This window comes from Mucilaginibacter sp. 5C4, assembly GCF_034345625.1.
In the GTDB taxonomy this organism is placed as follows: Bacteria; Bacteroidota; Bacteroidia; order Sphingobacteriales; family Sphingobacteriaceae; genus Mucilaginibacter; species Mucilaginibacter aurantiaciroseus.
On the sequence record NZ_CP133775.1, the window covers coordinates 2,145,207 to 2,165,787 of the forward strand.

The following is a 20,581-nucleotide window of genomic DNA, read 5'->3' on the forward strand; positions in this document are numbered from 1 at the left end:
ATACAAAAACTTCGAGCTCTTTTAGGGGGTCACTTTCGCGTGGCGAGAGGGGTCACTTTGCTTTGGCGAAGTGGGGTCATCATCACGCGGCAAAAGGGTACTTCTTCAATCGGTCTGATGGGGGCATTTTATTGAGTTTTATCCACAGCATCCTGATCTGTTTCCAATGGCCTTCCTCCATTATCGCCATTTTCTTTTTCAGCTGGGCTGTGTTCTGATACACCTGCTCCAGCGTTTGGAGAAACCAGGCCAGTTCCTGATCTGGGTTGTTCTTCGGCGGCGGTGTATGTTCCTGCTGAGGTTTGATCTCCGTATTTTGCTGTTGCCCAGCTGTTTGCCTCGCTAATTGCTGCGCTGTCTCTAACTTGTTCATAGTTGATTACTTTAATGAGTCCTGCCCATTTGTACCTATTGCCTAATGCCTGGCCTTTGGCTTTGAAACCGTTGTGATAATAACTGATGCCTGACACCTTGCCCGTGGTGGCCTGATTGAAAAGAAAGTTGATACCCATTTTCTCACCCTGAGCAATCATATCCCGTAAGGTTAAGCCTGGCTTTTTCAACAAACTGTTCATCAATTCCTGCAAAACCATTCTTTCAGATGCCTTGCCGGTTCTTGTAATCATTTCTATCTCATCCTTCGTTGGTGCCTTCTTTTGGACACTGCTACTCGGTTCAACAGATACAAGTTTATACTGCTGTTCCAGTTTGCGAATAATTGCCTCGCTTTTCTTGTAATTATTACTGTCAGATACCACGCTGCCATCAAAGCTGATCCGGTTAACCAATAAGTGTATGTGGGGATGATCCGCATCGTGGTGGCGAAAGATCATATACTGGTTATTGGTAAAGCCCTGCTCCTTTAAATAATCGTTGGCGATATTCACCAGGGTTTTATTATCCAAAGTTTCATCTTTCGAAAAGTTAAGACTGGTGTGATATACATACCTGTTTAAATTGGGCTTCAGGCTTCTAAGCAGTTCTACTTCTTTCCTGACTTGTAAAGCGTCAAGTGAGGAGAAATTAGTTCCCAAAATCTCTGCCCTTAACCGTTTGTTTGGATGTGCCATCTTCTTTACGTTATAACTAAAGGCACCCATGAAGCTTTTACCTATTTTCTGAATCGCGATCATGGAGTAAAACTTTGATGATGAGGTGTTGCTGTTCTTGCAACTGTAATAAGATCTTCCTGATCTCAAATGGCAGCTTTCCGGCGTTTACCTGCTTAGCTATTTGGTTGACGTTTACGCCGATCTTTTTTAATTCAAGATAAATGCCTAAGTCAATACGCGCAATCTTTGCTTCGGGAAAGCGTCCTGTTAATAGTTTTGCACGTAACAGCTTGTAAACCTCAACCCCGGAAACTTCTGCTGCTGCCAAAAATTTCTGTTGCTCTTTTTCGCTGAGCCTAATTACATACCTGTAAATTCTTTTTTGTTCGGGAATAATCTTCGGCCTTGCCATAATATAAAATGTTTAGGCAGCAAATTTCCGATCAGAAAAAAGAGATATTTCACAAGCTTTTCGGTACTACCGAAAAATAAATTTTGAGTGCCTATAAATAAGTCGAGACAAATATTTAATCCGGTGACTTTAAGTTCATCCCAATTGTTACATTGTTATATGCAGAACGAAGTGAAAGCTTACGGGATTTTGCTGCTTCAGCAAGCGTTTGAAGGCACTTCAAACATGGCTTGCTTTGATTTGACATCATTTTTTAAGCCGTTAGTTGAGAATTTCGATATTGAAAATGAATCAACCAAAATCGACTACACAAACCACGTTTAAAACCCTTAATTAAACCACGATAACTATCGCCTTTTTTCGAATGCAATAATATCGCTGGTGATATTTCTTATAGTCATTGACATTTTAAACAGACAGGACCTTTAAAAAACGCACAGCTGAAACGACCAGCAGTTTAAGGGTCGGTGTTACGCTTTACACTTGGCGGCTTCCTTTACATTAATATTTCATTTAAAAGGCAACGTGAATCAAATGATGCACATCCGAAAACATTCCAGTACGACTAAGTGAAAAATAGTTTTTTTTGAAATGATATATCTTCATCGCGATAATGTAAATAAACTAACGTTTACTCACTATACCCGACGTTTATCTGGATTTCACTAAGAAGTGCAGCCAACTATAAAACTGAGGCACACATCAGCATCATATAAACTTTCTTGATAAAAATTACAGTTTGATTAATGGATAAGAATGCCTTAATTTATCATAGGGATGTGACATTTTTCGAACGTTAAATAGAAAAATAAATTTGATTAGATCTATGAAAAAAGTATTAATGATCACTGATGTGCGTTTTTGGGAATTGTGCTCTGGAAATCGAGTCCGAATCGCACAATTGATCTCTTACATCTCTAAGATCGTCGACTTGACTGTAGCTTTCACCGGACCCACACCATATAATATTAACATATACCTCAAGAACACTTACGGTATTTCTTTTTACGCGCTGGAGCCATTAAAAGTGCTCAATCCCGAAGAATACCAAAACAAATTCTCTCAGTTTCTCTTGGGAAAACATTTCGATCATATTGTCGTTGAATATTTACATAATAGTTATTTACTTGAGTGTTTGCCCGAACACTGGAAAGGGTCAATCTTTTTAGATGCTCATGACATCATTAGTGACAGACAAGCGAGTTTTTTAAAGTTTGGCTTTAACGATAATATGTTCACCGTAAACGCTGAAGATGAGTTAAATATATTTGCAGCTTATGATAAAGTTATTTTACTAACTACAACCGATTTTAATAAAATCGGAAGCCTTATCGGGAAAAACAAGGTTCTTCTTTGTCCTCACGCGCCAACAACTCATCCGCATCTGGTAAGGCCTTCCGTTAAAAATATAGTTTTTGTAGCCAGCTCTTACCTACCAAATGTTTATGCTATCAATAATTTTATTCATGATTGTTGGCCGTCACTCTTAGCAATTTATGATCAATTAAACTTACTAATTTATGGGACAGTTTGTGATTTTATAAATGATCATGGTTTGAAACGTATTGACATCAAAGGTTTCTGCCCCAACTTGCCAGACATTTACAAAACAGCAGATATTGTGATCAACCCGGTGAGCTTCGGCGCGGGAGCCAAAATAAAGAACATTGAAGCTTTAGGTTATGGTGTACCACTGGTGACCTCATCTCATGGTGCGAGTGGAATTGAAAGTCAAGCTGCATTATCCTTTGTGTTAGCCGATACAGCAGAATTGGTTATAAAGGCAATCTCTACACTTATTGAAAATTACGATTTCCGTAAAACTCTCAGTAAAAACGCATATCAATTCGTTAAGAACGAGTTTTCGGCCGACAATTGTTTTAGATCACTTAAAAAAGCTTTACTGAGGTAGAAAAAGTGATGTTAAAGTAATAGCTATCAACAGTAATTTAATGTATCATTTCATGTTCTAATAAAACGTAAAAGAAAAAAAATATTTTTTTTCTTTTACAATAAAATATTTTATATTGCAAATGCATTTATAAACCGATTATAATTAATTCTACTCAACGTAAGGGGCCAGTCTCTTATTTCGTTTGAGCATTGCTAAATTTTTTATTAAATTATCACAGTCAATTGGTCTGGATATGTGCTTAATACACGTAAGTGGGTAAAGTGACCTTACGCTTTAAAAGCGCGATTACTCGAGATTAATTAAATGGTAATTGGTAATCCATTTGGTGAACATTTTGATATATCTCGGATATTGGATGAACGCTGTCTTATTATTGACAGGTATTACGCTTTCGATTTCTAAATTATAAGGTATTATCATGGTTTCACTGAAAGTATTACCTAATTGCGAATCTACCGTTATCCGTCTTCTGCAATCATTGGATATAAATCCTGATCCGCAGACGATCATAGACGAATTTTTAAAACATCCGCATTATCCCAGCCTATTCGCCATAGCCGATGTTTTTAAAACGTTCGAAATTGAGTCATATACTTTTAAATGTGAAGTTGACGAGCTGGACAATATTGAAGTTCCATTTCTTGCATTAACTAATTTAAACGACGAAGAACTGGTTTTGGTTAGAAAAATCACACCTTCCCATCTTTACCTTTATAAAAATGAAAGCGGCAGTTATAAAATAAAAAAAAGCGATTTTGAAACTATCTATAAAGGCATTGTTTTAATTGCCGAACCTACAGAACTAACCAAACGATCTTCTAAAATAATTCAATTTTTACAAAAAATTAAAATTCCAGGTATCATAAGCCTGCTGGCGTTGTTTTTTATTTCGTCCCTATTACTTTACTCCGACCTTTTAGCTGTCATTAACATAAGGATCACATTCCTTGTACTTGCCAAGACCGGCGGTTTATTCGTTGCTATTTTATTGCTAATCCAAAGTATTAATAGCTTGAACCCATTGATAACGAAGCTTTGTAAGAGCGGGAAAAAGACCGACTGCAACATGATTTTGACATCGGATGCAGCTAAGGTATTTGGCACATTATCATGGAGCGATGTTGGCTTCTTTTATTTTTCCGGAACGTTTCTCGCTATTTTATTGTCGCCCTCCGATTTTACTTTCAATATTCTGAAAGTATTGAACTTTATTGCCTTACCTTATACGTTCTATTCTATTTATTTCCAGGCATTTATCGCAAAAAAGTGGTGTCTGTTCTGCTGCGCCGTCCAAGCCATAATATGGCTGGAATTCCTGTGCCTTGTAACAGGTAATCCGTTACTTCCACATTTTAAAAATGCAGAAGCATTAACACTAAAATCGGCGAACCTGTTAGTCATGTGCCTAATTATTCCGGCTTGCTTATGGCTCCTAATAAAGCCGGCATTACTTAAAATTCAAACTTTGAATGATTTAAGGTATCAGCTTAGGCATTTTAAATATAACATTGAGTTTTTTACAAAAATGCTGATGAATGAACCGAAGTACGCTGATCCTGATAAAAGCGTTACCATAAACTTGGGAAATCCAGAAGCATTGTTGAAATTTACGGTTATTACAGCACCATATTGCCGGCACTGCTCGGATGCTCACCTCAATATAGATGAATTCTTAAAGGGCAGGGATGATGTAAATTTCAGCATTGTGCTGATGGCTGACAATACGGATGATGGAAAATCAAACATCGTATGCCGGCATCTGATCGCCCTCAACCAGCAACCAAATAAAGCATTAGTCAAAGATGCACTGAGGGATTGGTATGCCCAGCCTTATAAAAACTACAAAGCATGGGCTGCCAGACACCCCATTTCCTGGGATGAGTCTGCATCAGCTGTTTTGCAGCAGCATTGGGATTGGTGCCGGATGGTTGAAGCTCAAGGGACACCCACCGTATTATTGAACGGACATATGATGCCAAAAAATTATTTGTTTCCCGATTTGAAATACCTATTTAACTAAAATACTTGGCCAGTAAAGATGCTGATCTTTTAAAATTCATGCCGCTTAAATTATCGGGGCGTATTACGGTAATAATTAAAACAAACCTTTTATGAAAATAAAACAAAAACTGGACTTTAAAAGCGTTAAAAACATGCTTTCAAAAAATGAGTTGAAAAACATCATGGCCGGCAGTGGCGGTAGCGGCGGTGGCAGCTTTCCATGTGCCGGATGCGGTCAGCAAAATGGTTACTGGTGTTCGGGAACAATTCCTGGATGCGGTTTCACTTGCTCGAATGGCGTTTGCGTTTACTAATTTTTTGGGGAGCCTGTTGAACGGCTCCCCAATTCTAACCCTTATATTAGCGATATCAGAAATTTTTTGCATAGCAAGGGTTTGTTTACCGTTCACTTTATCAGACAATGTTGAAATATTTCTTTATTGCAATTTTTATATCCTTCCAAGTTTCTGCACAACCAGTTTCCGTTAGGAAATCAGACACGACGCAACTTATTGAAACGCTTCGATCAGTCAATTTAACGCATCCTACTGAGAAAGTTTATTTGAGTTTTAATAATCAAGAATATCAAACCGGTGACACGATTTTTTTTAAAGCTTTCGTAACCATGGGTGAACGAAATTTGTTGTCCGATCTGAGCCAGTTGTTATATGTAGAGCTGCTAAATAATCGCAATAAGGTCGAAAAACAATTGATATTAAAATTGCGGGAGGGCACAGCATTAGGAGATATTTATATTCCGGATACCCTGAGAGGGGGGAATTATTCCATTCGAGCTTATACCAATTTCATGAAAAATGAACGGAACTATTTTAAGGCGCCTATGCTCATTCGTTCGTTTTACAGCGAAAATCAAATTCCTTCAACTAAGTCAATAGCAACTACTTATAATGAGATGCAATTTTTTCCAGAAGGCGGTTACATGGTATTAGGATTAAGATCCAAAATAGCTTTTAAGGCCACATCCTCTGATGGTGTTGGTATTGAAGTGAACGGTTCAATTATGGATAATTTTGGAAAGGAGGTCGGCCATTTTGCATCCTCACATTTAGGGATGGGATATTTTTACATCTTGCCTTCACCGGGTTTGACTTACAGAGCAACGGCGAAATTTGCTGACGGTCAATCCTTAACTTTTAACTTGCCCACCGCTCAAGACGAGGGAATCACTGTCTCCGTAAATAATGATTCTTTAAGTAAGGCAGTCATTATACTTGAAACCAACCAAAAATACTTTGATCGCAACAAGAATAAAATATATACATTAATAATATACAGTAAAGATCTATTGAAATCAGTCCCTTGTACACTTGATACGCCGTCAATATCGCTTGAGCTTGCCAAGGGAAACCTCAGAACCGGGATAACGCAATTGGTTCTCGTTTCGCCTGAAGGGAAAGTGATTAGTGAAAGACAAATTTTTATAAAAAACGCGGACAATTTAAGGATCAATGCCCAAGATTCTACAAGTTCGATTTATCGAAAAGATCTATTTTCGTTTAAAATCACGAACTTTGATACCTCGAGTCCAGCAGGCAGTTTCGCGGTGTCCGTTATGGCAACCAGTAAGACAATGGCCACAGAAAGATTCACCCCTAGCCCTTTAGGGTACCTGTTGCTTAGTTCCGATTTGAAAGGTTATGTCCAAGACGCCAATTACTATTTCAGGGATGACAACCTCGCTATCCGACGAAACTTGGATCTGGTAATGCTGACACATGGTTACCGTAAATGGGTGTGGAAATCATTGAAAGAGCTGTTGTCGCAGCCACTTAGGTTTTTGCCTGAAAAAGAATTTAAAATATCAGGAAGAGTGACCGATAAAAAAGGCACACCGCTAAAAAACCTTCTTGTAAACCTTTTAACTAATTCCCTGCAAATCATAGCCACTGACCGATCTAATAGTGACGGAAGGTTTACGTTTAAAGATTTCATTGACAAGACATCTGTAATCATACAATGCAACGTTGATGACAGAAGCAAAGGAGTGAACATATCTCTCGATGCGGCCGATAAGCTACCCTCTGAAAACTTAGGCAAGACACTCGGTGAGCCAAATGCACGCGGCCTTTTTGAAAATAGCAATACGCCAACGCTTGGTGTTCAACAATCAAGCGGAACCTTCTCAGGTAAAGTTCTGAAAGAAGTTGCTATTAAAGGCACCAGGCGTCAAAAGCTTATGACAAAATACGGGATAGCGGATCAAATTCTTGGATCCGACAGATTTAACGGAGGTGGCCCATTAATCAACAAATTGATGGGGTCGCTTCATGGCGTATTATTTCCTTACATCAGCGATCTGAATATTTATGTTGCTGTTTCAAAATACTCAATAGACGGACCAATGAAAGTCGTCGTTAACGACCAAGAGATGGATAGGTATTTTAATATAAATGGCATAGATGCCACAAAAGTTGAATCTGTTTCAGCCTTAACCAATCCGACAAATGGAAACGGAGTATTGATCATAAAAACTCGACCTAGTCCTAACGAAATTGTCAAATTAGGTTCAAACGGCGTTTTACCCCTAACTGTCAATGGAATTTATCAAGCAAGGCAGTTTTATAAACCACGTTATGATGCACTAAATCCTAGTGAGCCCCAAAATCAAGTGCGGTCAGTTTATTGGGATCCAAATGCTACGTTCGATAAGAATGGGAAAATGTCAATCAATGTTCCGCTCGACAGGTCGGTGAGGTATATTATAAAAATTGAAGGTATAGACAGCAAAGGCAGGATAGCGGATGTCTATCAAGTATTATAATTACACTGACAAAAGCATATAGCAATCAATGATTTTAACCTAAATTTATGATGGTAGTGAAAGTTCCCGTTCCTCTTAACGTCCGTGATGATTTACGCGGATTATACCTACAAAATAACAAATTTCTTTGGAAGCGGCCTTCGATCAAACGTTTGAAAAATGTATTTGTAACCAATTCCGGATTGTGTGTAACCGCGGATGGCTTAGTAAAAGAATGCCACCACGGTTACGCTGATCAATACGATGATTATTTGAACGAAGTATCCCATCATTATCACTGTGCTTTAGAACGACCGGAGTCCGTAGTTGAACTCTATGACGGTAACACCTATTTGTTGATTCATTCCATTTGGTTTAACTACTACCATTGGCTTTCTGAGCCGATTTATCGGTTGTGGATGGTCAGGCACAAACTGGATAAAATGACCTTATTACTTCCTGAACAATATAAAGGAGTAGATTTTATAGAAGGGTCTCTTGCACCGTTTAAGGTTCAAAAAATCGTTTACATCCCAGAAGGTAAAAATCTCCTGGTTGAAAATTTATGTATGCCACAAATTAAGCCTGTTTGTGACAGCTATCACCCGATACAACTTAAGAAGATCAGGTCGTTTTACCATAAGTTTATAAAGTCCCGTAAATCCTTACTCAGCAGTAAGATTTACCTAAGCCGGAAAAAGGCGGGACGGAGGCAAATCGTTAACGAAGCGGAGACTGAGGACGTGCTTATCAGCCATGGTTTTGCGATCTATTACCCCGAAGATTACACTTTCCTTGAGCAGGTATTGATCATGTCTGAGACGCGATATCTTATTTCTACACATGGTTCCGGTTTAACCAATATAATGTTTATGAAAGCAGGGGCGTCCGTACTTGAACTGCATCAGTTACATACGAACTACCTTGAGCATCCCAGTTTTGCTTTTTGGTACATGGCAAGTGTATTGGACATCAATTATTACCATCAACCCTGTGAATTTTCTGGCACCGAAGATTATTTTACGAGTGATTACCTTGTTGACCCGACTGAATTGGACCGAAATGTTCAAATGATGCTGGCCGGGCGTGCGAAAGATAAACGCAGCAAGTAAATTATTCGCGAAATTGACTACACCTTGTGAATCATCATTCAATATGACGGAAGATCTTCATAACTCGCTAAATGGCAAAGAGCCAACAATAGCAATTATTTCCTGTTACTTCGGTGAACTACCACCCTATTTCCATCTATTCATACATTCCTGCAAATACAACCCGTCTATTGATTTTTTTATTGTTACTGACCAGCTCCTGCTGGACAAAGATTTACCGGTCAATATCAAAATAATTCCAATCCAATTTCAGGATATGGCTTCGTACGTTTCAGTTAGACTTGGTTTAATGGCGTGCATAGCTTTTCCTTATAAAATGTGTGATTTCAAACCGGCGTACGGATTGATTTTCCAGAATTACGTCTGCAACTATGACTTTTGGGCCCATGGCGATATTGATGTAATTTACGGCAATATCAGAGGATTTATGACCACAGAGCTACTAAACGATCACGATATTATCAGCGTCAGGCCCGACTGGCTTCCCGGATGCTTCGTCTTGTTTAGAAACAACGTGCAAATGAATAATCTGTATAAGAACAGTACAGATTATAAAAGAGTCTTCTCTTCTGAGAAACACTTTTGTTTTGACGAGACTAATTTCGCGCATGACGAATTCAGTGCGGGTAAACCCTATAACGAATGTGTCACAGAGATCGACAGCATGACACATGTAGTCGCTAGGTTAAGCGCAACCAAACAAATCAGGGCGTTTTTTGACTTGTATATCATAGAAGGTTTACCAGGCCAGTTAACTTGGAAAAAAGGTGTTCTCACATTTAAAAGTCAATTTGAAATTATGCTTTATCATATGATCCACTTTAAAAACGTATACGATTTTTCTTTACTCGGCCAAACTTTACCGGATAGGTTTCGAATAACAAGATCCGTAATTCTGAAATATTAAGATCATGCGTTTCAAATTTCATAAACAATACGACGGAATGGATTGCGGGCCCGCATGTCTCAGAATGATCTGCACGCACTACGACCGACAAATCCCCCAACACGAACTGACCAAAATGTGTGAGATCAACAGAGAAGGAACTTCTCTTTTAGGTATTGCTAATGCTGCAGAAGAAATTGGCTTTTCCACCGCAGCGATGAAATTACAGCTGTGCGAATTAAAAGATATTCCATTACCGGCGATTTTGCATTGGCGCCAGAACCATTTTGTCCTATTATACAAAATTAGTAAAGAACGTTATTATATAGCTGACCCTGCGGTTGGAAAATTAGCTATTCCGAGTTCAGCTTTCGAGCCGCAATGGCTAATTCAAGGCAGCGAACAGGGTATAGTATTGGTATTGGAACCCCAAAAAAAAATTGAAAAAAATTACGGCAATGTTAATTTCCTAGGATTTAGCAATTTATTTCATCAATTAAAAAACTACCGATATTTCCTTTTACAATTATTTTTCGGTTTATTGGTGGGTTGCATTCTGCAGTTGCTATTGCCGATACTAACGCAGGCGGTTGTAGATGTAGGCATTAAAGATGGTAATCTAAACTTTCTTTATATTTTGCTCCTCGGTCAGCTTATGATCGTTATTGGCAGGGTATCGGTCGATTATATACGTTCTTGGCTGCTATTACATATCAGCAGCCGCATCAATATTTCAATACTTTCTCAGTTTGTAGCGAAACTGGCCAGATTGCCCATGAGTTTTTTCGATAGTAAGCTCACGGGAGATATTATGCAAAGGATGAATGACCAAAAAAAAATCGAGAACTTTTTGACTGGTTCAACGATTACAGCAGCATTTTCAATATTGACATTAGGTACATATTCGATATTACTCTGTATTTATGATGTAACTATTTTTTTTATATTTATTACTGGTGGTGCATTATACACTTGCTGGCTCGTCTTTTTTCTAAAAACGCGAAGGGAAATGAATTCAGAAAGTTTTGAAATCAATACCCGCAATCAAAATTCCATAATGCAGCTGATTAATGGTATGCAGGAGATAAAACTGACAGATTGTGAGCGTGAAAAAAGATGGGGTTGGGAACGCATACAAGTACGCTTATTCCACTTCAATATTCGGAATTTAAAAATTACGCAATACCAGCAGGGCGGGGCGACGATGATCACGGAAAGCGTAAATATCATTATTACATTTTTAAGTGCAAAGTCAGTAATCAATGGTCAGTTAAGTTTAGGAAGTATGCTGGCCATACAATATATAGTTGGTCAGCTGATATCACCTGTGCAGCAAATTTTACAATTTGTCCAGTCCTATCAGGATGCAAAAATAAGCTTGGAGAGGCTAAATGAAATACATGCTCTTGGCGACGAAGAGCCAATGGGTTCAAACCTGTTATCAAAACTGCCTTCTGACAACAGCATTTCCATTCAGGATGTATCATTCAGATACCCAGGAGCAGGCAATCCGTGGGTGCTTCGGCATGTAAATCTCAGAATCCCCGAAGGAAAAACTACGGCTATTGTCGGGTCCAGCGGAAGCGGAAAAACAACCATGCTAAAATTGATACTACGGTTCTATAATACACATGAAGGAAGCCTATTTGTAGGTGACAGCCCGATCGACTCTATAAGCTTTAAACATTGGCGAAACCGATGTGGAGTGGTGATGCAGGAGGGCTTTATCTTTTCTGATACCATCGAAAATAATATCGCAGTCTCAGACAAAGTCCCCGATCCTGATCGCCTGGAATATGCACAGGAGATTGCTAATATAAAGGAATTTATTCACGGACTACCTCTTGGTTTGAAAACTAAGATCGGTGTTGAGGGAAACGGGATAAGTGCTGGACAGAAACAACGAATACTCATTGCGAGAGCGGTATATAAAGATCCTGATTATATCCTATTTGACGAAGCAACAAATGCATTGGATGCCAATAATGAAAGGCAGATCATCAATAACCTAAACGGCTTTTTCAAAGGAAAGACAGTGGTCATTGTTGCGCACCGTTTAAGTACGGTAAGCCATGCGGATAATATCATTGTTTTAGATCAAGGCAAAGTTATCGAGCAGGGTACACATGAAAGTCTTTGCAAACTAAACGGTTATTATTATCATTTAGTAAAAAATCAACTTGAACTGGGCGTTTAAAAATCATGACAACAAAAGAATCAGAAATAGAATTCGATCCCGAGTTGGTTAGCGTCATCTCCAGCCTTCCCTCAAATTCCCTTCGTACAGCAATGTTACTAACTACTTTAGTAGCCTTGTCTATCCTGAGTTATACTTTACTAGTCACATTTCCCAAATCGATCCAGACAAGTTTAACGATATTAAAGCTAGATTATAAATCCTCGGGAACATCCGATTATAGGGCAGATGGATTAATTAGACTTTCTCAAGCCAATTTTAATGAAATAAAGAACATAAAACCAATTTTGCTCGATTTGAGCATCCATGGCCGCTCTTTAGGGACATACCAGGGATCAATTAAGCGCATTTACACCGCGATAAGTAGGGACGGAATGAGGGTGGTGTTTGTGGAGATCAAACCTATAAAGGATCGGTCTGATAAAAATAATTTACAGATTATAGTCCCTAAAACGTATGAGGCCACAATTTTGGTTGAAAAAAGGAAGCTTTCTAGCTTTTTCTTCAAAAAGAAACATAATAACTGATAAAGTTTATAGCAATATTCACACATTCAATAGTACCTTATGAGCACGAAGTTCATATTAAATCAAACCGCTGCATTTGCAGAGTGAGTTGCGTTTTTGGGCTTTTAATCCGGTTTATACTGCTTTGAATCTTTGCGTGCGCTTCATTTTCGCGTTGTCCCTGCGATTTTCGATCAAATAAATATAGATGGAACGAAAATCAACTTGTTATTTTTAAGTAGTTTTAAGAAGAATAGGCCAGTTATGTTTATTCTTTTTTTAGTTTTTTTTGGCCCTAGAAAGTATATTGGTTATGGCAGATGCTTTACATAAAAAGGTCTTGCCCATTTATTTACTGGAAGGACGTACAAAACATTGGCCACGAAAATACAACAGTTTTAAAGGTAAATTTTCCACTTCGTGTTTACTTTCTAATTATAAAAAGATTGCGCTCCCAGACTGGCCTCGAACCCTTTACAATAAACTCGATATTTCTTTCAAATTTCTTAAGAAATGGTTCGAAAAAAGTCCAATAGGGATCTCGTTAGCTTTGTGAACCCATTTGGATTCGAACCAAATTAAATCGTAGCAAAGATTTGCAAATCGGATGTTAAATGGTTCGACTTTAGTCCTGTTCCCGCTATTTGATTAAAATGAAAGTCTTTAGGCGTAAGTCTAAAGACTATTTCGTTTACGGAGTTTCGCAGTGTGGTGGTTGATAAACACACCGACCGCAAGGTGAGTATATTTACGTTGAAAGTGCAAACTTCCCTCAGTATAGGGCGTTGCTTTATTATAAATCCTGATCGTATATATGGGCCATATTCGTCAACTTACGGTTCAATAACTTTTCCGCATCGACTTTTGCTTTTTCTTTGACAGCAGGTGTTAATAGTTTTTCAACTTCTTTTATTACGTCAATATTTTTTTGCTGAACAAGAATAGAAAAGTCCCGTTTACTTTCGTTATAAATAAGAAACCACATATAGCTTTTTGCGAAATTCTTTGGAACATTTTTTCCGTTGTAATACATTTCAGCAAGGTTGGCTCTTGCAGATGTGATTTTCCCACTTGATTGCAGGTCCTCTGCGTTTGCAAGTATGGCAAGTCGGGTGGCCCACGTTAATGCACTGTCTATATTTTTGCTTGTACCAATACCATCTTGATAACAGCTAACCACGTTAAACATACATTCTGGGTCACCTTGTTTTGCACATTGTAAAGACCAAAAAAACGCCTGTATGTCATTTTTATTCGTTCCTCGCCCGGCGGCATAGCTATACGCAATTTTAAATTGTGCATTAAGCCATCCTTGTTTTGCTGATTTTAATAGCCAAGTATTTGCGATGCTGTCATTCTTTGGGACCTCAATCCCCTGTTGATAACAATAACCTAAATTATATTGAGCTTCGGCATTTCCAAGTTCAGCGGCTTGTTTCAAAAATGGCGCTGCGTTTTTAGTATCTCCTTGTGAAAGAAAATCCTTTGATTTTTTATTCAGTTCTTCTGCATTTTGTCCGAACGAAAGTATCGCAATAAAAAGCAACCAAAAAGTTAGTATGATTTTTTTCATAGAGTTTAAAATGTGTACAATATTAGAGCTTTACCGTTAACCACAAAGTATCGATGCGATATTCATTTGTTCATGAGTTCAAAAGCCCTAAATCTTCTTCGGTTCTTTTGCTTCTTTTCTTACAGGAAAAAAAGTTGGAGCACTCGAACATTTATAAAGTATTATGTAAAGTAAATTTCGATGAAGGCTTTTTCCAATATTTTCATAATTTACTTTATATCAAGATCTTACGAATAATTAGGAGGCGGCTAATAGTCTTAGATCTGCTAAAAAGGGGTTCGAAAAGCTTCCCCTACGGGCTCCGTGTAAGCCGTCGGTAGCAGGTTAAAATTCGAAAGATTTATGAACAATTCCCTATTTTATACCGTTTGTTTTTGCGTTTACATCTATATAATTCACCCAAAGGGCCTTTTTGTCTAACGTCGCTTTAAATTCATTTGTCATAAATTATTTGTTGTAATTCACTTTTCCTTTAAAGCGTTGCTTGCCGTTTACGGTTACTGTAACAGGCCTTTTAAAGTCGACCATCTCCGGCTATAAGTAAATTCGTACCGCATTAACAGCTGATGTTTCTATGGTAAATACATTGTTGTTGTAGCTACCCTTTATCGCACCCGAACGTTTGCGGTATACGAAGCCATTCATCACAGTATCTACCACGTGAGCTTTGGCTGCCTTATCCAATACTACCCATTTATTTATTTTAAAGTTGATAGGGCTATGCCAGGCAGCTTTAATAGCGGTAGCCGTATCTAAAGCCGTTATTCCAAGCCAGTCGCAACGGCCATAATTTACATCATCGCATTCCCAATTAATAGCTTGGCGGAAAGGATTGCGCTTTCGAAACGTCAAGTCGGCAAACAACAACTTATAAGCTGGTTCTGATTCATTAAACTGCGGGAACCAATGCGGGAAACCGTTGTAGCGATGATCCTGGTAATCTGCAGGTAGGCCTTTCATCACTTTGTCGAGCGAATCGTGTGCAGCCGGTGGGTAATAGTAATCCTGATCGACCGATACATTGAACCACGACCAGTTGAGCAAATTCCTGATATAGGTGCCGCCTGTCGCCACCCGTGGGCGGGTATTAAAACCGTAAAAGCCCGCAAATAATATGGCTGTTTTATAGCGTAAGAGAAAGAACCTGTTGCGCCGTTAGAGTGTCCCGAGATAAAAACCTTGTTATCATCCACATTGATTACCTGCTTGATTTGCTTAATCATAGCGGGAATCATGTAAAACCCCTTGTCTGGATACATCCAGCTATAATCGCGGTTACCCATAGGATATACCATTATTACTTTATTGACAGTGGCGTATTTGGTATAATACATGTTCCAGCCACTAGTGTCCCTTGCATCGGCATAATCCGGGTAACCCATATTGCTGCTTACCGCGCCGTGCAGAAAAAACAATAGCGGATAGTTTTTATGCGCATCATAATCCTTCGGCAGTACCACCAGGAAGTCCGTATGCAGACTATCCGTAATTTTAAACTACAGGGATATCGTTTCGTGCTTTATGTCGGGATATTTATCGTAGGCTTTTATACGCTTGTAAGTTTCTGTTGCGCTGCCATTACTCAGTTCGAGCTTATTTGATAAGCTTTCTTTTTCTAAACGGATCTGGTAAGCCGTTATCGAATCTGCCTTGTTCTTTTCCTCCGCTTTAATTATATTCTCCTTTGCAATAACGGCTGCTAAAATGGCTTTGTAGCGCTCATCGTCTTTTACCAAGTCGAAAGCCTCTTCCTTGATCAGCCGGTTACTAAAAATGGGATAATCATTCTCGTAATTATTTTTTACGTATATCTTAATAGCGGCTATGGTGCGTTCTTTGTCGGCCGCCATTGCCCATGCCTTGGCAGATTTGTAGGCGATCATGTTCGAGCGGCTTTCTATCTTTGCCAAATACAGATCGTAATTTTTGGCGGCGCAAAGATAGTCCTTCGTTTTGACGCAAGAATCACCCATGGCAATATAATCTTGCGCCTTTCCCGAAATAAAGAGGAACGCCAATAGTGTGGATAAAACTCAATAAAATGCCCCCATCAGACCGATTGAAGAAGTACCCTTTTGCCGCGTGATGATGACCCCACTTCGCCAAAGCAAAGTGACCCCTCTCGCCACGCGAAAGTGACCCCCTAAAAGAGCTCGAAGTTTTTGTATTGACGGTACCTGCGGACAAAGTTTTTGTTTACTTTTTAGATAAACGAAAACCAGCGAATACAATGTCCAATAAACCGATCAAGATGAATAAACTAAGGCAGATCATTCGATTATACTGTCAGGGTACCGGGGTCAAAACGATTCACGGGATGGTAGGTATTTCCCGTAACACCATTAAAAAGTACGTACGTGTATGGCACGATTTGGGCATAAGCCACGAGGCATTTGGCGCCAGGAGCGATAGCGAGCTTGCCGTGCTGTTCACTACCCCGGTTGGCAAGACCGAGAACAATCCCCGTATGCAGACGCTGGAGGCCTTGCTTCCCGAGATATGCAAGAAGCTCAAAAAGAAGGGCGTAACCCGCGAGATGCTGCATAATGAGTATATCGAAAAGTATCCTGATGGCTATGGCCGTTCGCGGTTCAATAATGCGGTCCACACTTATCTACAACTCTCGCGGCCGGTCATGCACATTGATCACAAGGCCGGCGATAAGATGTATATTGACTTCACAGGAAGTAAGCTGCAGATCACCCTATCCGAAGGTAGCGTACAGGATGTGGAGGTGTTTGTAGCTATCCTGGGCTGCAGTCAGCTTACTTATGTAGAAGCGGTGGAAAGCCAGCGTAAAGAAGATCTGATCAAAGCCTGTGAGAATGCGCTGCATTACTTTGGCGGGGTTCCTGTTGCCATGGTGCCGGACAACCTGCGTTCTGCGGTAACCCGGGGAGTAAATACGAAGCCATACTTAATGACGAGTTCGCTTCCTTCGCTGAACATTATTCCGTTACCGTTGTGCCTGCACGTGTTTATAAGCCGCGTGATAAGTCCTTAGTGGAAGGAGCGGTAAAGTTGATCTACCGGAGCATATACACCAGGCTGGAAGGCCGCAGGTTCAGCGATCTGGGATCGCTGAACTCGGCTATACGTCCCGCTTTAGAGATCCATAACAACAAACCCTTCTCCGGGCGGACCTACTCCCGCAGGGAACAGTTCGAAGAGATCGAACGGGATGTACTGGCACCACTGAACCCATTGCGTTACGAGGTTAATAAACAGGTAATGGTTACCGTTATGAAGAACGGATATATCCGCCTGGGCGAGGATATTCACTATTACAGCGTGCCTTACACTTATATCGGAAAGAAGGTCAAGGTCTTATATACTTCCGGTTCCGTTAAGATCTATTACCAGTACACTCAGATCGCAGCCCATCCACGTGTCCGTATCAAGTATCGCCACACAACAGATGACAATCACCTGGCCTCGCAGCATCGTTTCCTTACTGAATGGTGCCCTGAAAAGTTTATTCAGGAGGCCGAAGCTATTCATGAGGATGTAGCCCGCTACATTACCAAGGTACTGGAACATAAGGTCTATCCGGAACAGGCTTACAAATCATGCGCTGGCATTCTAAGCTTTGCCCGTCGTGTTGGTGCCGGAAGGCTGGCTGGTGCCTGCCGCTGGGCCTACAACCTCCACCAGTATAACTATCCAATTATCGAAGAGATACTCAAGAAACGCCTGGACCAGCTTCAGCCAGAGGACGAGACATCAGTGATCCCCGCCCATAACAATATCAGAGGAAAAGAATATTACCAGTAACCCATAAAACATAGAACAAATGAATAATGAAACATTAGACAAGATGCGTCAGCTTCGCCTTTATGGCATGTATGATGCCTTTAAAACCAATCTGGAGAGTTCAGTAAAAGAATCGCTTACAGCCGATCAGTTCATCGCCCTGCTGGTCGCCAGTGAATGGGACGACCGGCGAAACCGTTACGTAGAACGAGCCATCAGGGGAGCAGGCTTTAGGTATAAAGCTTCGTTGGAGCAGGTTGACTACGGTATAGATCGTGGTCTGGACAAGAATGAGGTACACAGGCTGGCCGGGCTTGACTTTGTTAAGGAGCACAAGGATCTGTTTATTACCGGTTCCACCGGAACAGGCAAAAGCTATCTGGCGACAGCGCTTGGCTATCAGGCCTGTCAGAATGGGTACAAGGTCTTATACGTCAATACGGCCAAGCTTATGGGCCAGCTGAAGCTGGCCAAAGCAAAAGGTACCATTCTGGCAGAACTGAAAAAAATAGAACGGGCCGATCTGTTGATATTGGACGACTTCGGTCTACAGCCTTTTGATGCCCAGAGCCGGGCTTCTTTACTGGATATTATAGAAGACAGGCACCAAAAGCGCTCTACGGTGGTCACTTCGCAGATCCCAGTCAAGGAATGGTATGATGTTATCGGTGAAAAAACAATCGCCGATGCTATCCTTGACCGCATTGTTCATCACTCATTAAGGGTTGAACTGTATGGCGAATCACTAAGGAGAAGAAACTCTAAATCAGAAAATGTATTTTTGTAAAAATAATAGTTGTTAAACCGGACAAAAGCATCCGCTCCCAGGAGCCTGTCTGTACAATAACTTTATGCTCTTTTAAACCCTTAACTCAAAGGGGTCACGAACGATTGGCGAGAGGGGTCAATTAAATTGGTATATCCACCCTGCGGACTGATCATATTCAGCAGGAACCATCGAAAGACCTTGACGCCCCGAATATGACGGATGGTGTTGTCAAGCCAGGGGACATCAAGTTTATTTATTCCGATTCGGAAGATTTGGACTATATAAAAGAAAAAATTGGCTGGGACTTTAAAAACACGCAGTACCTAATTGTTAAGCACAAGGATAAAGATCATCCGCATATCCACATCGTTTACAACCGGGTAAGCAACAGTGGTAAAACCATTTCGGATAACTTTCAAAAGCAGCGGAATGTACAGGTAGCTAAAGAATTGACCTTAAAACATGGCCTTTACCTGTCACCGGGGAAAGAGCGGGTTAATCGGCAGCAACTTAAAGGTGAGGACAAAATCAAATATGAATTATTCGATGCTATAAAAGCAGCCAGCAAAAAAGTAAAAAATATCAATGAGCTAAAGCAGGTATTGGCAAAGCAGGGTATTGTTACGCATTTGAAATACAAGAGCGGCACTACAGAGGCGCAGGGCATTAGTTTCAGCAAAGGCGAATATAAATTTAAAGGATCAGAGATAGACCGCAGTTTAAGTTATGCAAAGCTAAGCCAGGCCATAGAACAGCAGCAGGTTAAACCGGAAAAGAGTTTGGCAGATCAGTTAAGGGAAGTAATGGAAAACGCAAAGCAGCAAAGAGAAAGTCAGGACAAGACTGAACAAACCACTTATTTAAAGCCGGAGCCGGAAACCCACTATTTGAGGCAATCGCTATCAGCAGGAGCAGGTTTATTAGCTGACTTACTTGGCAATATAGCCGACGATGATGACAGCCCGGAAAGAAAGCGTCGAAAGAAAAATGAACAACAACAAAGCAGAGGAATATCAAGATGAAAGAAATAGATGAACTAAATCAAAGAATGGATGGAAACGACGAGATTGTTGACAGCCTTGTAAAAAAGAATACAGAAATGGAAAAGCAGTTAACAAAAATTACCGATAATCCAGTTCCTGATTATTCGGTTGCGATTGACATTATACTTACTGAAATAAGGGAAATCAAGCAGAACATCAAACAGAATGAAGAATTGACCTTGCTTAAACAGATCTATGAAAAATTGAGCAAGGTGCCAACATTCGTCACTAAACAAATACGGATATTATTATTTCCGGAAACCAACCAGGGCCAGTACTATAAAATCGTATTTGGCAGGCTTATTCCCTGGGGGATATGTTTGGTGGTTATAACTTATTTATATTCTTTAGGCGGCAAAGCAATTGATGCCTACGGCCAGCATAAGCAAAGCGAGCAATCAGCCCACTATCAGCGGGCATGGGTTTATTTAAAGCAAATAGCTAAAAGAAGAACCTTATCCGCTATGGATACGGCTTATTTAAAAACGGAAAAATAAATAAGCCTGATGCTCAGTAATTAAAAAAACAAAGTCCCCTTACACTCGCTGTTTGGGGACTTTAACCTAAGTATTATGATTTAGAAAACACCCGGGCTCATAAA

Annotated in this window: 20 protein-coding genes; 14 read left to right on the plus strand and 6 right to left on the minus strand. The window is 40.0% G+C overall.

Annotation, left to right across the window (positions count from 1 at the left end):
- Positions 1-128 precede the first annotated feature (128 nt).
- Together RHM67_RS10230 and mobC are read right to left on the minus strand one after the other, a co-directional pair.
- On the minus strand, positions 129-1,133 hold the full coding sequence (locus tag RHM67_RS10230; protein ID WP_322232113.1) for a relaxase/mobilization nuclease domain-containing protein: 1,005 nt from the start codon (positions 1,131-1,133) through the stop codon (positions 129-131).
- On the minus strand, positions 1,108-1,464 hold the full coding sequence (gene mobC / locus RHM67_RS10235; RefSeq protein ID WP_322232114.1) for a plasmid mobilization relaxosome protein MobC: 357 nt from the start codon (positions 1,462-1,464) through the stop codon (positions 1,108-1,110). Before mobC ends, RHM67_RS10230 begins: the two co-directional genes overlap by 26 nt.
- A 159-nt stretch (positions 1,465-1,623) precedes the next feature.
- Between mobC and RHM67_RS10240 the strand changes: the two genes are divergently transcribed.
- The 9 genes from RHM67_RS10240 (at position 1,624) to RHM67_RS10280 (ending at position 12,863) form a co-directional block, all read left to right on the plus strand.
- The gene (locus RHM67_RS10240) at positions 1,624-1,788 is read left to right on the plus strand and encodes a hypothetical protein (RefSeq protein WP_322232115.1); all 165 of its coding nucleotides are present in this window, start codon (positions 1,624-1,626) and stop codon (positions 1,786-1,788) included.
- A gap of 502 nt (positions 1,789-2,290) precedes the next feature.
- Positions 2,291-3,376 (plus strand): glycosyltransferase, encoded by a 1,086-nt coding sequence (locus RHM67_RS10245; protein WP_322232116.1) that lies wholly within the window; start codon positions 2,291-2,293, stop codon positions 3,374-3,376.
- 421 nt (positions 3,377-3,797) lie between these two features.
- Entirely contained in the window at positions 3,798-5,399 is a 1,602-nt protein-coding gene (locus RHM67_RS10250; RefSeq protein WP_322232117.1) for a vitamin K epoxide reductase family protein, read from the plus strand.
- A 91-nt stretch (positions 5,400-5,490) separates the two neighbouring features.
- Positions 5,491-5,694: a hypothetical protein gene (locus RHM67_RS10255; protein WP_322232118.1), complete on the plus strand. Its 204-nt coding sequence runs from the start codon at positions 5,491-5,493 to the stop codon at positions 5,692-5,694.
- Between the two features lie 107 nt (positions 5,695-5,801).
- Positions 5,802-8,162: a carboxypeptidase-like regulatory domain-containing protein gene (locus tag RHM67_RS10260; protein ID WP_322232119.1), complete on the plus strand. Its 2,361-nt coding sequence runs from the start codon at positions 5,802-5,804 to the stop codon at positions 8,160-8,162.
- A 47-nt stretch (positions 8,163-8,209) separates the two neighbouring features.
- On the plus strand, positions 8,210-9,253 hold the full coding sequence (locus RHM67_RS10265) for a glycosyltransferase family 61 protein (RefSeq protein ID WP_322232120.1): 1,044 nt from the start codon (positions 8,210-8,212) through the stop codon (positions 9,251-9,253).
- A 43-nt stretch (positions 9,254-9,296) separates the two neighbouring features.
- On the plus strand, positions 9,297-10,160 hold the full coding sequence (locus tag RHM67_RS10270; RefSeq protein WP_322232121.1) for a DUF6625 family protein: 864 nt from the start codon (positions 9,297-9,299) through the stop codon (positions 10,158-10,160).
- A 4-nt stretch (positions 10,161-10,164) separates the two neighbouring features.
- Positions 10,165-12,336: a peptidase domain-containing ABC transporter gene (locus RHM67_RS10275; protein WP_322232122.1), complete on the plus strand. Its 2,172-nt coding sequence runs from the start codon at positions 10,165-10,167 to the stop codon at positions 12,334-12,336.
- Between the two features lie 5 nt (positions 12,337-12,341).
- Complete coding sequence (locus RHM67_RS10280) at positions 12,342-12,863, plus strand: hypothetical protein (protein ID WP_322232123.1); 522 nt, start codon at positions 12,342-12,344, stop codon at positions 12,861-12,863.
- Positions 12,864-13,635: 772 nt separating this feature from the next.
- On the opposite strand, the gene RHM67_RS10285 is transcribed toward RHM67_RS10280, so the two are convergent.
- The 4 genes from RHM67_RS10285 to RHM67_RS10300 form a co-directional block, all read right to left on the minus strand.
- Entirely contained in the window at positions 13,636-14,415 is a 780-nt protein-coding gene (locus RHM67_RS10285; RefSeq protein WP_322232124.1) for a tetratricopeptide repeat protein, read from the minus strand.
- A gap of 534 nt (positions 14,416-14,949) precedes the next feature.
- Positions 14,950-15,459 (minus strand): hypothetical protein, encoded by a 510-nt coding sequence (locus RHM67_RS10290; protein ID WP_322232125.1) that lies wholly within the window; start codon positions 15,457-15,459, stop codon positions 14,950-14,952.
- Positions 15,375-15,875, minus strand: coding sequence for a hypothetical protein (locus RHM67_RS10295; protein ID WP_322232126.1), 501 nt, complete (start codon positions 15,873-15,875; stop codon positions 15,375-15,377). Before RHM67_RS10295 ends, RHM67_RS10290 begins: the two co-directional genes overlap by 85 nt.
- A gap of 36 nt (positions 15,876-15,911) precedes the next feature.
- Positions 15,912-16,388, minus strand: coding sequence for a hypothetical protein (locus tag RHM67_RS10300; protein WP_322232127.1), 477 nt, complete (start codon positions 16,386-16,388; stop codon positions 15,912-15,914).
- Positions 16,389-16,666: 278 nt separating this feature from the next.
- Between RHM67_RS10300 and RHM67_RS10305 the strand changes: the two genes are divergently transcribed.
- The 5 genes from RHM67_RS10305 to RHM67_RS10325 all read left to right on the plus strand — a co-directional run bounded on the left by RHM67_RS10305 (position 16,667) and on the right by RHM67_RS10325 (position 20,477).
- Positions 16,667-17,419, plus strand: a complete 753-nt coding sequence (locus RHM67_RS10305) for an IS21 family transposase (RefSeq protein WP_322227469.1) — start codon at positions 16,667-16,669, stop codon at positions 17,417-17,419.
- Positions 17,419-18,189, plus strand: coding sequence for a Mu transposase domain-containing protein (locus RHM67_RS10310; protein WP_322227468.1), 771 nt, complete (start codon positions 17,419-17,421; stop codon positions 18,187-18,189). Before RHM67_RS10305 ends, RHM67_RS10310 begins: the two co-directional genes overlap by 1 nt.
- A 19-nt stretch (positions 18,190-18,208) precedes the next feature.
- On the plus strand, positions 18,209-18,955 hold the full coding sequence (istB, locus tag RHM67_RS10315) for an IS21-like element helper ATPase IstB (RefSeq protein ID WP_322227467.1): 747 nt from the start codon (positions 18,209-18,211) through the stop codon (positions 18,953-18,955).
- Between the two features lie 254 nt (positions 18,956-19,209).
- Entirely contained in the window at positions 19,210-19,959 is a 750-nt protein-coding gene (locus RHM67_RS10320) for a relaxase/mobilization nuclease domain-containing protein (RefSeq protein ID WP_322232128.1), read from the plus strand.
- A complete protein-coding gene (locus RHM67_RS10325) occupies positions 19,956-20,477 on the plus strand; it encodes a hypothetical protein (RefSeq protein WP_322232129.1) in 522 nt (173 codons plus the stop codon). Before RHM67_RS10320 ends, RHM67_RS10325 begins: the two co-directional genes overlap by 4 nt.
- The last annotated feature ends 104 nt before the right edge of the window (positions 20,478-20,581 follow it).